The organism is Hymenobacter nivis (assembly GCF_006439025.1).
Classification (GTDB): Bacteria; Bacteroidota; Bacteroidia; order Cytophagales; family Hymenobacteraceae; genus Hymenobacter; species Hymenobacter nivis_A.
In genome coordinates this window covers 649,305-664,412 of the sequence record NZ_RCYZ01000001.1, presented here as the reverse complement: position 1 = coordinate 664,412, position 15,108 = coordinate 649,305, and the positions used below count along the sequence as shown (strand labels likewise).

10 protein-coding genes are annotated in these 15,108 nt (G+C 66.4%); 3 read left to right on the top strand and 7 right to left on the bottom strand.

Annotated features, from left to right (window positions below; genetic code table 11):
* Positions 1-12: 12 nt before the first annotated feature.
* Entirely contained in the window at positions 13-381 is a 369-nt protein-coding gene (gene xseB, locus EAH73_RS02600; protein ID WP_140464913.1) for an exodeoxyribonuclease VII small subunit, read from the bottom strand.
* 88 nt (positions 382-469) lie between these two features.
* Positions 470-1,807 (bottom strand): exodeoxyribonuclease VII large subunit, encoded by a 1,338-nt coding sequence (gene xseA, locus EAH73_RS02595; protein ID WP_140464911.1) that lies wholly within the window; start codon positions 1,805-1,807, stop codon positions 470-472.
* Between the two features lie 161 nt (positions 1,808-1,968).
* Between xseA and EAH73_RS02590 the strand changes: the two genes are divergently transcribed.
* On the top strand, positions 1,969-4,080 hold the full coding sequence (locus EAH73_RS02590) for a M13 family metallopeptidase (protein ID WP_140464909.1): 2,112 nt from the start codon (positions 1,969-1,971) through the stop codon (positions 4,078-4,080).
* A 161-nt stretch (positions 4,081-4,241) separates the two neighbouring features.
* Here EAH73_RS02590 and EAH73_RS02585 read toward each other — a convergent pair whose 3' ends face one another.
* Together EAH73_RS02585 and EAH73_RS02580 are read right to left on the bottom strand one after the other, a co-directional pair.
* Positions 4,242-6,647, bottom strand: coding sequence for a TonB-dependent receptor (locus EAH73_RS02585; RefSeq protein ID WP_240047110.1), 2,406 nt, complete (start codon positions 6,645-6,647; stop codon positions 4,242-4,244).
* Between the two features lie 278 nt (positions 6,648-6,925).
* Entirely contained in the window at positions 6,926-8,185 is a 1,260-nt protein-coding gene (locus EAH73_RS02580; RefSeq protein ID WP_140464907.1) for a helix-turn-helix transcriptional regulator, read from the bottom strand.
* A gap of 423 nt (positions 8,186-8,608) precedes the next feature.
* On the opposite strand from EAH73_RS02580, the gene EAH73_RS02575 reads away from it, so the two are divergent.
* Positions 8,609-10,678, top strand: a complete 2,070-nt coding sequence (locus tag EAH73_RS02575) for a M13 family metallopeptidase (protein WP_140464905.1) — start codon at positions 8,609-8,611, stop codon at positions 10,676-10,678.
* 70 nt (positions 10,679-10,748) lie between these two features.
* On the opposite strand, the gene EAH73_RS02570 is transcribed toward EAH73_RS02575, so the two are convergent.
* From EAH73_RS02570 to EAH73_RS02560, 3 genes are all read right to left on the bottom strand, one after another.
* Positions 10,749-11,507 carry a peptidylprolyl isomerase gene (locus EAH73_RS02570; RefSeq protein ID WP_140464903.1) on the bottom strand — a complete coding sequence of 253 codons (759 nt, stop codon included), beginning with the start codon at positions 11,505-11,507 and terminating at the stop codon, positions 10,749-10,751.
* Between the two features lie 58 nt (positions 11,508-11,565).
* Entirely contained in the window at positions 11,566-12,786 is a 1,221-nt protein-coding gene (locus tag EAH73_RS02565; protein ID WP_140464901.1) for a zinc dependent phospholipase C family protein, read from the bottom strand.
* A 636-nt stretch (positions 12,787-13,422) separates the two neighbouring features.
* Positions 13,423-14,718 carry a metal-dependent hydrolase family protein gene (locus EAH73_RS02560; protein WP_140464899.1) on the bottom strand — a complete coding sequence of 432 codons (1,296 nt, stop codon included), beginning with the start codon at positions 14,716-14,718 and terminating at the stop codon, positions 13,423-13,425.
* Positions 14,719-14,818: 100 nt separating this feature from the next.
* Between EAH73_RS02560 and EAH73_RS02555 the strand changes: the two genes are divergently transcribed.
* Positions 14,819-15,073, top strand: coding sequence for an acyl-CoA-binding protein (locus EAH73_RS02555; RefSeq protein WP_140464897.1), 255 nt, complete (start codon positions 14,819-14,821; stop codon positions 15,071-15,073).
* The last annotated feature ends 35 nt before the right edge of the window (positions 15,074-15,108 follow it).

Genomic DNA, 15,108 nt, shown 5'->3' with positions numbered 1-15,108 from the left:
CTTGGTTTGGAGCTAAAACTTCCAGGCGGGCGGGGCGGGGCGGCCGGCGCCGCCCGCTTGGTCGCGGTCGTCGTCTTCGTCGTCCTCGCTGTCGCCACCGTCTTCATCGTCCTCTTCCTCGTCGGTATCGTCCTCTGGGATTTCTTCGTCGTCCGTTTCGTCGTCTTCCTCGTCGGGCTCGGGGCCCTCTTCGTCGTTGTCGAGGTCGTCAAATACGCGGTCGAGCGAGGCTTCGGCGTGGCGCAGTTTGTGGCGGCAGAGGCGGATGAGTTCGGCCGAGCGTTCGACGCGGGCCGTGAGGTCGTCCACGTCCACGGCGTCGGTTTCGAGGGCGCGCAGGATGGTTTCGAGTTCGGCTAAAGATTCGGCGTAGGTGGGCATAGGGTAGTTGTTAGTTTCAGTTGCTCTTTGTTAGTTACCCATTGTCAATCAGCTAATAACTGACAACGAGCAACTGACAACTAATAGATTAGCGCTTGGCTTGCAGCGCCCAAAGGCGCTTTTCGGCGCGGTGCAGCAGGCGGGTGCTGGCCAGCTCCAGCTGGTAGCGCAGGCGCAGCAGGTGCTCGCGCCGCCGCCGGTGGTGGCGGGCGAAGCGCTGCTGCAGCGCCCGGGCACGCTGGCGCAGCCGCTGCTGCTCGTGGGCCAGGGCCCGGCGCGCCGCCCGCGGCACCTGGTAGCGGAAGCGTTCGAGGCGCTGGGCCTGCTGCCGCAACTGCTCGCGGGGGCCCTGGGCAGCCTGGCGGGCGCGCTGGTACAGGGCGGTGCGGGCGGCGGCCAGGTGGCGCTGCCCGGCGGCGCGGCCGCGGGCGGTGAGGCGGTCGAGGTGGGCGTGGTGCTGGCGCAGGTGGTGGCCGGCGGCCGCGCGGATTTCGGTGGCCAGGTGTTGCAGCAACCCATCAACCCGGGCCAGGCGCTCGACCAGAAAGGCGGCCACGGCGGTCGGGGTTTTTAGGGCCCGGTGCGCCGTCAGGTCGGCCAGAGCTTCGTCGCGCTCGTGGCCGATGCCGGTGAGCACGGGGAGCGGGAAGGCCCCCACGGCGGCGGCCAGGCCGTAGTCGTCAAAGGCCAGCAAATCGGTTTTGCTGCCCCCGCCGCGGATAATTACCACGGCCTCGAACTGCCGGCGCCGGCCGCGCACCGCATCCAGGGCCCCCCGGATGCTGGCGGGGGCCTCGTCGCCCTGCATCATGGCCGGGAACAGGGTAAGGGCGAAGTCGTAGGGCGCTTCTTCGAGCTGGCGCACAAAATCCTGGAAACCCGCCGCGGTGGGGGAGGAGATGACGGCCAGCCGCTGCGGGGCCAGGGGCAGCGCCAGCCGCTTCTGCCGCTCCAGCAGGCCCTTTATTTCGAGGGTTTGCAGGGCCAGCAGGCGCTGGCGGGCCAGCTCGCCCACGGTGTAGCTGGGGTCGAGGGCCAGCACGTCGAGGCTCAGCCCGTACTGCTCGTGGAAGCGCAGCTGCACCCGCAGCAGCAGCCGCAGGCCCGGGCGCAAGGGCTGCCCGGTGTGCGCCTCGAAGGCGGGCACCACCTGCTGGTAGCGCTGGCTCCAGAGCGTGGCGCGGGCCTGGGCCTTGGCGGGCTGGCCGCGCTCATCGGTGGCCTGCTCGGTGAGGGTGAGGTAGCAGTGGCCCCCCGCAAAGCGCGGCTTGGTGAGGTCGGCCACCTCGGCCACCACCCAGTACGACTCAGGGAACTGGCGGTGCAGGGCCAGGCGCACGCGGGCCAGCAGCTCGGCCAGCCCCAGCGGGGCGGGCGGCGTAGGCACGGGAATGGGCGCTTCGGAACGGCGGTTGTAGAGCGGCATGGCTGCAAGATACAGGCCGGGGGCCCCGCAGGTTTTGGGGCCCCGGGGCCCTGGCCGGGCCCGGCGCGGCTTATGTGCTTTGGGCCTTTACTTTGCGCCCACACAATTTTGGCGCGGACGCCGGCTGCGGCGCCTCCCCTCATTTTTCTTCTTATTTTTTTATGTCAAAAGCATCCCACCTGCCCCTGGCGGCCGTGGCCGCTGCCGCGCTGGCCCTGGCCGGCTGCGCCGGCAGCAAGCCCGCCCCCACGGCCGCCGCGCCCGCGCCGGTCGCCTCCCCCGTTGCCGCCGCCCCGGCCGCCGACCCCGTGGTGAAGGGCGTGGGCCTCGACCTGACCGGCATGGACACGTCGGTGAACCCCTGCGACGACTTTTACCACTACACGTCGGGCAACTGGATGAAGAACACGCCCATTCCGGCCGCCGAGAGCGCCTGGGGCTCGTTCAACATCCTAGCCGAGCACAACAACGCCACCCTGCGCGCCATCCTCGACGAGGCGGCCCAGCAGGCCCCCACGGCCGCTAAGGGCTCGAACCTGCAAAAGGTGGGCGACTTCTACGCCGCCGCCATGGACTCGGCCGCCATCAACACGGCCGGCCTGCGCTACCTCGAGCCGCACCTCAAGCGCATCGACGCGGTGAAAAACCTGGCCGAGATGCAGCGCCTGCTCGCCGACCCCACCGTGTCGCTCGGCGGCGCCTGGTTTGAGTCGGGCGTGAGCCCCGACGACAAAATCAGCTCGCAGTACGCGGTGCAGTTTTACCAAGGGGGCCTCACGCTGCCCAACCGCGACTATTACCTCGACGACGATGCGCGCTCGAAATCCATCCGCGCCGCGTACCAGACGTATTTGGTGAACACCTTTAAGCTGCTCGGCGAGTTCGACGCCGCCGCCAAGGCCCACGCCGCCGCCGTGATGCGCATTGAAACGCGCCTGGCCAAGGCCAGCAAAAAGCCCGTGGACCTGCGCGACCCCTACGCCAACTACAACAAAATGACGGTGGCCCAGGCCAATAAGGCATTTCCGAACCTTAACCTGCCGTTGATGCTGAAAACCGAAGGCCTGGGCACGGCCAAGGAAGTGATTGTGGGCCAGCCCGCGTTCCTGAAGGAAGTGAGCGCCATGCTGAAAGCCGAGCCGCTGCTCGACCAGAAAACCTACCTGCGCTGGCACCTCACCAGCAGCCTGATGGGGGCCCTGCCGCAGCAATTCGTTGACGAGTCGTTCCGCTTTTCGCAAACGCTGAGCGGTGCCAAAAAGCAGCAGCCCCGCTGGAAGCGCATGCTGCGCAGCACCGACGGGGCCCTGGGCGAAGCCTTCGGCCAGATTTACGTGGAGAAGGCCTTCTCGCCCGCCGCCAAGGCCCGCGCCAAGGAGATGATTGAGAACCTGCGCACCGCCTACGCCGAGCGCATCAACGCCACGGAGTGGATGAGCGCCCCCACCAAAGTGGAGGCCATCAAGAAGCTCAACGCCTTCGCCGTGAAGATTGGCTACCCGGATAAGTGGAAGGACTACTCGGCCCTCACCATCAGCCGCGAAAGCTACCTGAACGACGTGCTGGCCGCCCGCGCCTGGGCCGCCAAGGACAACCTCAAGAAGTTCGGCAAGCCGATTGACCGCACCGAGTGGGGCATGACGCCGCCCACCGTGAACGCCTACTACAACCCGGGCATGAACGAAATCGTGTTCCCGGCCGGCATCCTCCAGCCGCCGTTCTACGACCCCAAGGCCGACGACGCGGTGAACTACGGCGGCATCGGTGCCGTGATTGGCCACGAAATGACCCACGGCTTCGATGACCAAGGCCGCCAGTACGACGCCCAGGGCAACCTGAAGGACTGGTGGACCAAGGAGGACGGCGAGAAATTCAACGCCCGCGCCGCCGTGGTAGGCAAGCAGTTCGACGCCTACTCGCCCCTCGATTCGGTGCACGTGAACGGCAAGCTGACGATGGGCGAAAACCTCGCCGACCTCGGGGGCCTCACCATCGCCTACCAGGCCTTTGAGAAAACCCCCCAGGCCAAGGAGCAAGCCAAGCTCGACGGCTTCACGCCCGAGCAGCGCTTTTTCCTGAGCTGGGCCCAGGTGTGGCGCAGCAACATGCGCCCCGAGGCCGCCCGCATGCGCATCCTCACCGACCCGCACGCGCCCAACCAGTTCCGCACCATTGGGCCCCTGCAAAACATGCCCGAGTTCTACAAAGCCTTCGGCTGCCAGGACGGGGCCAAGATGATGCGTGCCCAGGCCGACCGCGCCAAAATCTGGTAAGCGGCCCCGGCGCATTTGCTCCCTTAAGCCCCCGTTGCCACCCCGGCAGCGGGGGCTTTTTTGTGGGCTGGGGGCCCTGTTGACAACGGCCGGGCACGGATTGCCAGGTAGGTTCGCTAGCAAAACTGGCACCGCCCAGCTCAACTCTCAAACCAACGCCGCTACTGGCCGCCGGCCCGCCGTTTTTCCTCTTCCGCGCCGTCCGCGCGGCGGTTGGCGGCTGCCTGGCCGCGCCCCAGGCGGTATCTGAACGAGAGGGTGGCAACCCGGGAATCGCGGCTTTGCGTGAAGTTTTCCACGTAGTTGTCGTAGGTGGAAGTGGCGATGTTTCGGTTGGTGTACAGGACGTCCGTGACGTTGAGTTTTAGGGTGCCCTGGCCCTTCAGCAGGCTTTTTTGGGCCCCCAGGGTCACGTCGCCGTTGGCGCGGGAGGTGATAAAGCCGTACACTTCGGGCGACTGGTAGGTGGCGCTCAGGTCGGCGCTCCAGCCGTGGCCCAGCGCGAGGGTGTGCGTACTGCTCAGGTTGAGGGAAGGCTTTGCCCGGTTGAGCGTCGTGCCGGCCAGCTCGCCCGTGAAACGGCTGTAGTAGAAAACGGCGCTGTTGTAAATCGACCAGGCCTTGGTGGGCGTCAGCGGCACGGTCAGGGTGAGGGCGGCGTAGTGCTGGGGCCCCAGGTTGACGGGGCGGGCCAGCACGAAGCGGCTAGTGGCGGTGGCGGGCTGCACCACAATCAGGATGGGGGCTTGCGTGCGGCTGTAGCTCAGGCCGACGGTGTATTTCTGCCGGTAGGTGTGCGTCACTTCGGCGTTGTAGCTGGTTTGGGGGAGCAAGGCCGGGTTGCCCGAGCGGTAGGTGGTGGCGTTGAGGTAGATGCGAAAGGGGTTGAGCTGGTCGTAGCCGGGGCGGTCGAGGCGGCGGCTCAGGGCAAAAGTCAGTTCGTGCTTGGGCGAAAACGTGTACTTGAGCGAGGCGCTGGGAAACAGCTGAATATACTGCCGGTCGAAACGCTGGTTGCCCACTTCCTGCACGCCCTGGGCGGTGGTTTGTTCGCCCCGCAGGCCCGCTTGCCAGGTGGCCCGGGCCCCGGTTTGCTGCCAGCTGAGGTAGGCCGCCCGGACGGTTTCGGTGTAGCGAAACTGGTTGGTTTGCGCCGTGTCCAGGGTGGTCAGCCCGTTGGCAGTTTGCTGAAAAACAGCGTCGTTGCCGGACTGCACCCGGCTGACTTTGAGGCCCCCGGACAAGAGCCGGCGGTGGGCCAGGGGCTGCACGTAGTCAAGCTGGCCGGTGAGCAAGGTGAGGCGGCCCGTCTGGTCGCTGCTCAGCAGGGTGGGGGCCCCGCTGCCGGCCTCGGGCAGGGCCGACAGGCCTTGCTGCCGGCCCAGGCGGTACGCGGCGTAGTTGGCATCGGCCGTCAGGGCGCGGCTGTTGCTGGAGTCCGCGAAGGCGTGCCGCAGGTTCAGGTTAGCGGCCAGGTTGGGGGTGTTCGCGTTGCGGTAAGCGCCGGATACCAGGGCGCGGCTGGGGCCCCCGCTGGCGTCCAGCAGCGTCACCGCGTTGGTGCCCTGGCCGGTGCTGCGGGCCGCCTGGCCGGTAAGGGCCGCCCCCAGCGTAGTGCGGCTAGTGAAGGCGTAGTCCACCCCGGCTTTCCAGTTGTGGGCCCGGGTGCGGGTGGCGAGGTAGTCTTCCTGCTGGCTGCCGCCGGTGGGCTGGCCCTGGCCATAAAATACCCGGTGGCTGGCCAGGCGCAGGTACGTGCTGCGGTCGGCGTAGGTGTACGTGCCGTAGGCGTTGGCTTTGCCCCGCCGGTAGTTCAGGGTGGCCCCGGTGGTCAGGCGGCCGTACACCCCGCGCCCGTAGCCCAGGTTCACGCTGCCGTTCGCGCCCTGGCGCTGGTCTTTTTTGAAGTTGATGGCAATAACGCCGGCCGTGCCCTGCGCGTCGTAGCTGGCCGGCGGGTTGGTAATCAGCTCGATGCTTTTGAGCTGCTCGGCCGGCAGCGTGCGCAGGTAGTCGGCCAGTTCGGTGCCCGTCATGGGCTGGCGCTTGCCGTCGATGAGCACCAGCAGGCCCTGCCGGCCGCGCAGCGCCAGGTTGTCGCTGCCGTCCACGGTCACGCCGGGGGCCCGGGCGAGCACGTCCAGCGTCGTGTTGCCGGCCGCCAGCGGCGAGTTTTCCACGTTCACGACGGTGCGGTCGGCCAGGTGCTCGAACAGCGGTTTCTGGCCCAGCACCACCACCTCCCGGAGCGCCGTGGCGGCGCTGGTGCGCAGGCTTATCGGGGGCAGGGCCAGCCCCGCGGCGGGCAGCTCAAACGGGGCACTCCAGTAGCGCACGTAGCCCACCTGCGCCGCCGATACCCGGTAGCGGGTGCCGGCCGGGGCCCGCAGCGCAAAGGCCCCCTGCGCATCGCTGAACTCCGACTTCACCACGGCGGAATCGGCCACCCGGTGCAGGGTGATGGTGGCAAACTCTACGGGGCCCCCGGCGGGGTCGCGCACCGCGCCGGTGATGGGCGCGGGGCCCTGCCCGAAGGCCGGCAGCGTGGCCGTCAGCCAGCCGCACAAGAGCAGCGCGTGCGCTAGCCGCCACCGGCGCCGAGGAAAGACGAGGGCCGCCAGGCAAAGTGCCCGGGCCAAAAGGACCGGGCCGGGCGCCCGCCCCCCCGGGCCGTGGGGGCCCCGGGCAGCCGCCAGCAGGCCCGGGCAAGCGCTATAATGAGCGTGAAAAAAGGGGGGTGGGAAGCAAGGGCGCACGGCAGGCAGCGGGCTAGTGAAACGATGCCGCAAAACTCCCGCTGGCCCTGCACCGCCCTGCCCCAGTACATGCATTGGCCTGCCCCAATCTATATTTTGGGGCGACTCAGTTCGCTCGGCACCTGGCCCGTCACTTTCTTGAATACCCGGTTAAACGTTGAGCGTGAGTTAAATCCGCTTTCCAGGGCCACGCCCACCAGTGAGTAGTGCGCAAAGCGGGGGTCGGCGAGCAGGCGCTGCGCTTCCTGCACCCGGTACGCATTCACGAAGTCGTTGAAGTTCTGGCCGCAGCCCGTGTTGATGACTTTAGACAGCAGCCCGGGTGTGATGCGCAGCCGCTTGGCTACCTCCGTTAGGGTCAGCTCGGGCTCAAGCCAGGGCTGCTCCTCAGCCATTAGCGCCAGCAGTTTGCCGCGCCAGGCCAGCAGCTCTGGGGCTAGCGGCGGCGCCGGCAACCCGGCTGCGGGCTGCGCCTGGGGCCCCGGGGCGTCGGCCGCTGGGGCCGGGTGCAACTCACCCGCCGGCTCGGGAATTACGGGCAGGTCGGGGGCGGTATCGAAGCGCAGTGGGGTCGTCGCGGCCGCGTAGTTGGCTTGCAGGCCCACCGCAACCAGCCAATAAATCAGGAAGCCGCGCAAGAAAAAGTAGTACCAGGAAACGGCATCGCTCAAGCCAAATTTCCAGCTCGCTAGCGTAAAAAACTGGCTCAAAACCAGGGCGAGTACCTGCACCAGCAGCAGCTGCCGCAGCCCGGCAAAGCGCAGGCGCTCGGTGTCCGAAAAGTTGTCCTGGAGGTAGTGGTTGTAGCGCTGGTAGTCGGCCAGCACCCGCCAGCAGTAGGCCGGTAGCAGCACGTACTGCGCATAGCCGAGGTAGTGGCCGAAGACTTCCGTTGCCCCCAACGCGGGCCCTATGGTGGCGGCCTGGTTCGGCAGGGGCTGCCCGCGGATGCCGGTCAGCCACAGTAGGTCGTAGCTCAGGGCCCCGGCCACCAGCCCGAGCTGCAGCAGGCCCGGCAGCAGGTGCCACCAGGCCCGGGGCCCCAGCCGGAACTCCTGGTTGGTGAGGCTCCGAAAGTAGAGGTAGTAGGCCGGCCCCAGCAATAGGTTGAGCTGCCAGGGCCCGTACAGCATGGCCGTTGTGTACCCGTCGTGGCGGTCGTACCAGCCGGCGTAGCCCAGCATCTGTTGCGCGATGTTCAGTGTGGGCACGGCCAACAGCATGGCCAGCAGCACATCGGCCAAGGTGCGGCGCTGGAGCGCCCGCAGCAGCAGCCAGCCCGTGGCCAGTGCACCAGTTGCCACGGCCGGCAGCAGCAACGAGCTATGAGCCCCGAAATTAAATAGCATAAATGAATTAGTTGCGGGGGACTAAAACAAAGGTGGTCCAGTGAATTACCCGAAGGGCTTCAGCGGGCCACGCTGACGATTGAACGGGGGCCCCGGGCCGTAGTCAGCGTGGCCCGGCAACGGAAAAAGTCGCCAAACCACCACCGTATTAGGTAACGGGGGAAAAGGCTTCTGATGCGGACGTTATTTAAGGCCACCTGCCGACTCCGTTTTGTTGGCCGGCATTTACTGTTTCAGCCCGTGCCCGGTGCTTGTAGCTACAAAACAACTCCCGGGTAAATGAAACGCCGCGCCGCGCCAGCCACCAACGGCCGGTAAGGCCAAAATTGTGTAGGCCCCCAGGCAGCTCGCCGCTGCAACGCCGGTTAAGAAACGATGTCCTTGCCGTTAACGCAACGTTTTCTCTTCAAAGCCAGCTCCCCTATGTTTTCAACTACTATTGTGCGCCGGCTGAGCCTGGCCGCCTTGGGCCTGAGCGGCGTGGCCGCGGCCGTGGCCGCCGGGCCCCCCGCCAAGCCCAAGCCCGCCCCGCCCCAGCAGGGCATCGGCATCAACCTGGCCAACATCGACAACTCGGTGCAGCCCTGCAACGACTTTTACCACTACGCCAATGGCAACTGGCTGAAAAACAACCCGGTGCCAGCCGCAGAAAGCCGCTGGGGCTCGTTCAACGAGCTAGCCGACCGCAACCAGGCCATTGAGAAGCGCATTCTGCTGAAGGCCGCCGCGGCGGCTCCCAAGGCCAAGCCGGGCTCGAACGAGCAGAAGGTGGGCGACTTCTACGCCGCCGCCATGGACTCGATGGCCATTGAGAAAGCGGGCCTGAAGTACTTGCAGCCGAAGCTGGCGCAGATTGCCGGTCTCAAGAGCCTGGCCGCCATCCAGCAGTACATGGCCAGCCCGAAGTCGATGTCGACCGGCTGGTACGGCATGGGCGTGGGGCAGGACAGCAAAAACAGCACGGTGTACGCGGTGCAGCTGCGCCAAGGGGGCCTCGGCCTCGGCGACCGCGACTACTACCTGAAGGACGACGCGCGCTCGAAAGCCGTGCGGGCGGGCTATAAGACGTACATGACCAGCGTATTCCAGCTGCTGGGCGACGCGCCGGCCCTGGCCGCCACCAACGCCGAAACGGTGATGGCCCTGGAAACCAAGCTGGCCCAGGCCAGCCGCGGCCGCGTGGACCTGCGCGACCGCATCAAGAACTACAACAAGGTGCCCGTGGCCCAGGCCGTGAAGGACTACCCGAACCTGAACCTGCCCCTGCGCCTTAAGGATGCCGGCCTCACGGGGGCCCAGGACGTCATCATCGGCCAGCCCGAATTCCTGGCGGCCGTGAACACGCTCATGGCCAGCACGCCCATCGCCGACCAGCAGCAGTACCTGCGCTGGAACCTGGTGTCGGACGTGACCTCGGCCCTGCCCAAGGCTTACGGCGATGCCCAGTTCCGCTTCCAGCAGGTGCTGACGGGCGCCAAAGTGCAGCAGCCCCGCTGGAAACGCTCGCTCCGCGCCACCGATGGGGCCCTGGGCGAAGCCTTCGGCCAGCTCTACGTGGACGAAGCCTTCTCGCCCGCCGCCAAGGCCCGCGCCAAGCAAATGGTGGAAAACCTGCGCGCCGCCTACGCCGAGCGCATCATGGCCACCGACTGGATGAGCGCCGACACCAAGAAGCAGGCACTGGAGAAGCTGAACGCTTTCGCGGTGAAAATCGGCTACCCCGACAAGTGGAAGGATTACTCGAAGCTGAAAATTACCCGCGAAAGCGCGCTGCAAAACCTGTTTGCCACCTCCGAGTGGCGCCGGGCCGACAACCTGGGCAAGTTTGGCAAGCCGATTGACCGCGGCGAGTGGGGCATGACGCCGCCCACCGTGAACGCCTACTACAACTCCAGCCTGAACGAAATCGTGTTCCCGGCCGGCATTCTCCAGCCGCCGTTCTACGACCCCAAGGCCGACGACGCGGTGAACTACGGCGGCGTGGGCGCGGTAATCGGCCACGAAATGACCCACGGGTTTGATGACCAAGGCCGCCGCTCGGACGCCAAGGGCAACCTGCGCGACTGGTGGACCAAGGAGGACAACGAGAAGTTCACGGCCAAGGCCGACATGGTGGGCAAGCAGTACGACGCCTTCATGCCGATTGACTCGGTGCACGTGAACGGCAAGCTGACAATGGGCGAGAACCTGGCCGACATTGGGGGCCTCACCATCGCCCACCAGGCCTTCCAGAAAACGCAGCAGGCCAAGGGCGGCCAGAAAATCGACGGCTTCACGCCCGAGCAGCGCTTCTTCCTGGGCTGGGCCCAGATCTGGCGCGCCAACTCGCGCCCCGAGTACGTGCGCCAGCAGGTGCAAACCGATCCGCACTCGCCCGAGCAGTTCCGCACCAACGGCCCGCTCATGAACATGCCCGAGTTCTACGAAGCCTTCGGCTGCAAGGACGGCACCAAGATGGTGCGCGCCACCGCCGACCGCTCGCGCATCTGGTAAGCTTTCAATAGCAATGGTTTACAAAAAAGCCCCGCCGTTCTGGCGGGGCTTTTTTTTGGTCGCCGGGGCCCTATTTCACCACTTCTACCTTCATGGTAATGTCCTGCACGGGCCACTTATCGGGCTCGACGGGCACTTGCGAAATCTTGTCCACCACGTCCTGGCCCTCGGTTATTTCGCCGAACACCGTGTACTGGCCGTCGAGCGAGGGCGTGCCGCCCTGCGTGGCGTAGGCGCGCAGCTGCTCGGGCGTCAGGCGGCGGGGCGTCATGGCCTGGGCCTGGCGGGCGTCGAGCTTTTCGCCGATGACGAAGAAGAAATCGGTGTTGGAGGACAGGCGGCTGGGGTTCTCGTCGTCGTCGTAGCGGGCCATGCCCAGGGCCCCCCGGTGGTGGAAGTGGCCGGGCCGGAACTCGGGTGGCAGGCGGTAGCGGTGCAGCCGGATGGTGCGGGGCCCCGCCGTTTGGCCGCCCTGCACGGCAAAACCCTTCACCACGCGGTTGAACATGGTTTCGCTGAACACGCCCTTGCGGGTGAGCAGCAAGAAGTTGGCCTTGTGGATGGGCGTGTCGTCGTACAAGTGCACCCGGATTTTGCCGAAGCGCGTGGTGAACAGCACCTCCGAGCCGGGGTACTGCCGGCCGTAGGCGAGCAGCGCGGCGGGGGCCGTTTCGTCGGTGAGGGCGGCAATGTCGGGGCCCGGCACCACGGGCCGGGCGGCGGGCGCGGCGGCGGGCGGCGGGGCCTGGTTGCAGGCGGTGGCCAGCAGCGCCAGGGCCCCCCACCGCGCCGCGCCGCGGGCCAAAGCAAAGAATTGCAAACGTTTCATGGCGCAAAAAAAGCCCGGCCCCGCCAATAACGGCGGGGCCGGGCCAATAAACGGGGGACTACCAGGGAATGCTGGTGCTGGTGGTTTTGCTCTTGGTGGTGCCGCTGGGGCCCTTGCTCTTGGTTTTGACCTTGACCGGCGCGGCGGCTTTGGCGGCGGTTTTGGCAGGGGCGGGGGCCCCGGCCGGGGTGGCGCTGGGGTCGGGCAGGGTGGCGGTTTCGGGCACGTCTTCGGCCTGCACGGCGGGGGCCTCTTGGGCGGCCTTTATCTCGTCGGGGTTTTCCACGCGCTTCTCGGTGCGCTGGGCCAGCAGCAGGTGGTCTTGGGCGAGGGTGTTTTTCTTGGCGGCGGCCAGTTCGGTTTCGAGGTGCGCCTTTTCGTCCTTGCTGAGGCGGTTGGGCGTCATGAGCTGGTCGAGGTCGGGCTTGCCGGCGTTTTGCCAGGCCGTGAGCCAGAGCGAGGCCACCGCCGTGGGGGCCAGCTTGAGGCGGTTGGCCACCATCCCGCCCACCAGCTTCTCGTACTCGTCGGCGAAGGCGTCGGAGTAGCGGCGCTGGGTTTTGCCGTAGCGGTGCGAAAACGTGTAGCGCTCGGCCCCCGGCAGGATTTTTTCCACCTTGCCGGCCCGGTCAAACGTCTCGGTCAGGAAGCCGTAGCTGCGCTGCACCGTGCCCCAGGCCTCGGCCAGCGGGTCTTTGATGTAGGTGGCCGGTCCGTAAGTGATGTTGTACTCGGCGATGTATTTCTCGGGCAAGGCGCTCTCCCAGAGGCTATGCAGGCCGGCCTGGTTGCTGAGCTGCCCGTCGTAGTTGATGGTGGTGTGCAGCGGCACAAAGGCGTCGCTCACGTAGTGCCCCAGCTCGGCCGAGTACTTGATGATGGCCACCGTGTCGCGCTCCCGGAAGGCGTTGGTGAGCTTCTCGGTATTCTCGGCAATGGCCCACGGCACGGTGCCGTACTTCTTCAGCGTGTCGGCCGAGAATTTCTCCACCGCCGCCGCGTAGTCCTGCGGCACCTTGCCGAAGGGGTTGTCCTCCGAGTAGTGGTCCATGTCGATGAAGTGGCGGCCAGCCTCGTCGGGGTCGGTGTTGCGGCGCTCGTCGGGGGCCGTGCTCTGGCGCACCAGCTCGGCCATGTGGCGGAAATAAAACGCCTGCATGCTGCCCGGCAGCCGGTACACGGCCACCTGCGTGATGAGGCGGTGGCCAAAAAAGCCCCAGGCCCCGGCCGAACCCACCGCTAGCAGCGCCAGCGCCAGGGGTAACAATAATTTTTTCATAATGCAGCGAAATAGGATAAATGCCACCACGGGCGGCTCATTGGCGAAGGTCGGCAGCAGCCGGCATTTGTGCAGCACCGGGGCCCAAAAAGTAGCCAAAAATGGCCCTATTGCGCAAAATAACTGCCTCCCCCGGGCCGCTGGGGCCCCCAGCCAGCCGGGGCAGCCCTAGCTGGCACCGGTAATATTCCGCGATTGGTACCTCGTCCCAATACTCCATCTAATCAATCGATTGAAATTTTTTTAACCATTTGCGCAATCCATTGCGCGGCATGTATTACATTTGTGTATCGAATTCTCTTTCCCACCCAGCCTTTGCCGCGCAAGCGGCTAACAGAATGCCCGACTTCCTGCCAAGGGAGCCGGGCATTTTGGTTTTAGGGCCTCTGGCAAACCTGCTTTGCAGGGGCCCTAAAAGGTATCGGATAAGTTTCCGGCTTTTCTAATTCGGTAACGGGGCGTAGCACTGCCTTAGCAGGTCAGTGCCCGGGAGGTGTATAGACGCATCCTCGCGTCTCCTCGCTGAACGATGACCGCCTAGCGGGAGACGCAAGGATGTGCCTCTACACGCGCCTGATTACCCAGGCCCCCAATCTGATAAGCACAGCCATCAGCCAATAGCTCAGGGCCTAAGCGCTACTTGCCCACGTACACCACGCCGGCCTTCATCACGAAGCGGGGGCGCATGAGGGCCGTAATATCCTGGAGAGGGTTACCGTCGAGGGCCACCACGTCGGCTAGCTTGCCGGCTTCCAGGGCCCCCAGGTTGGCCGACTCGTCGAGCAGGGCGGCGGCGTTGAGGGTGGCGCTGCGGATGGCTTCGAGCGGCGGCATGCCGGCCTCGGCCATGTAGCCAAACTCGCGGGCATTCTGGCCGTGGCGGAACACGCCCGCATCGGTTCCGAACGCCACCCGCACCCCCGCCTTGTAGGCCCGCCCGAAGGTGCCCTGCATCTGGGTGCCGATGCTCACGGCTTTGGTAGCAATGACCGCCGGGAAGTAGCCGGGCTTGCGGGCCGAGTCGGCCACCGACTTGCCGGCGATGAGCGTGGGCACGTACCAAGCCGCGCTTTTCTTGAACAGCGCAATGCCTTCGTCGTCCATCAGCGAGCCGTGGTCGATGCTGCTCACGCCCGCGCGCAGGGCCCGCTTGATGCCCTCGGGGCCGTGGGCGTGGCAGGCCACGCGCATGCCCAGGTCGCGGGCGGTTTCCACCACGGCCCGAATTTCCTCCTCCGTGTACTGGGGCCCGCTGCCGTTCTTGCTCAGGTCGAGCACGCCGCCGGTGCTGGCAATTTTGATGAGGTCGGCCCCGCGCTTGAACTGCTCGCGCACGGCCTGGCGGCACTGGTCGGGGCCGTTGGCCACGCCCTCTACGGGGCCCGGGTTCAGCTTGTCCATCATAAAATCACTCAGGCCGTCGGTGCCGTCCATGTGCCCGCCGGTGGCCGAAATAGCCACCCCCGCCGAGTAGATGCGGGGCCCCGGCACGAGGCCCTGGGCCACGGCCTTGCGCAGGGCAATGTTCACGCCCGAGCCGCCGCAGTCGCGCACGGTGGTGAAGCCCGCGCGCAGCGTCGTCAGGGCGTAGCCCTGGGCGCGGTAGGCCACGTCGGCCGGGTTCAGGGTGAACTGCTCAGCGAAGGCGTTCTTGCTGAACTCCGACTCCAGGTGCACGTGGCAGTCGATGAGGCCGGGCAGCACAGTGCGGCTTTCGAGGTCGATGACCTGGTCCTGGGGGCCCCCGGCGGCGTAGCCGGCTTGCACGGCCACAATGCGGTCTTTCTCAACCACTACCGTTTGCTGGGCCAGCAGCCGGCCGCTGCGCACGTCGAGCAGGTGGCCGCAGTGCAGGTAGGTTTTTTGGGCAAAAGCCGCGGGGGCCCCCAGCAGCAGGGCGGCGGCCAGGCAGGGAATAAACTTGTGCATCATAGGTTTGCTAAAGGTGGGGCTGGAAGGTACACCCCGGGCTGGCCGCGGCCGCCAAGTTTCCCCGCCCCATTGCCAACTAATCTTTTAATAAGCCCATTTGATGACGACCCAGGAAGAATTCGAAACCGCCGCCCAACGCGCCCAGCAGCTGCCCGGCAAGCCCGCCAACACGGTGCTGCTCCAGCTCTACGCCCTCTACAAGCAGGCCACCGACGGCGACGTGGCCGGCACCCGCCCCGGCGGCTTCGACTTCAAAGCCATTGCCAAGTACGACGCCTGGGCCGCCCAGCGCGGCCTCAGCAAAGACGCCGCCCGCCAGCAGTACGTGGCGCTGGTGGCCGAGCTGGCGGGGTAAAATAGGGCAGGAAGGTGGGAAGGTAGGGGGGTAAG

Bases quoted from the DNA above. Each gene is read 5' to 3' on its own strand.
- EAH73_RS02565 (WP_140464901.1), bottom strand. From the start codon at position 12,786: ATGAAAAAATTATTGTTACCCCTGGCGCTGGCGCTGCTAGCGGTGGGT.
- EAH73_RS02590 (WP_140464909.1), top strand. From the start codon at position 1,969: ATGTCAAAAGCATCCCACCTGCCCCTGGCGGCCGTGGCCGCTGCCGCG.
- EAH73_RS02570 (WP_140464903.1), bottom strand. From the start codon at position 11,507: ATGAAACGTTTGCAATTCTTTGCTTTGGCCCGCGGCGCGGCGCGGTGG.
- xseB (WP_140464913.1), bottom strand. From the start codon at position 381: ATGCCCACCTACGCCGAATCTTTAGCCGAACTCGAAACCATCCTGCGC.
- xseA (WP_140464911.1), bottom strand. From the start codon at position 1,807: ATGCCGCTCTACAACCGCCGTTCCGAAGCGCCCATTCCCGTGCCTACG.
- EAH73_RS02560 (WP_140464899.1), bottom strand. From the start codon at position 14,718: ATGATGCACAAGTTTATTCCCTGCCTGGCCGCCGCCCTGCTGCTGGGG.
- EAH73_RS02580 (WP_140464907.1), bottom strand. From the start codon at position 8,185: ATGCTATTTAATTTCGGGGCTCATAGCTCGTTGCTGCTGCCGGCCGTG.
- EAH73_RS02575 (WP_140464905.1), top strand. From the start codon at position 8,609: ATGTTTTCAACTACTATTGTGCGCCGGCTGAGCCTGGCCGCCTTGGGC.
- EAH73_RS02555 (WP_140464897.1), top strand. From the start codon at position 14,819: ATGACGACCCAGGAAGAATTCGAAACCGCCGCCCAACGCGCCCAGCAG.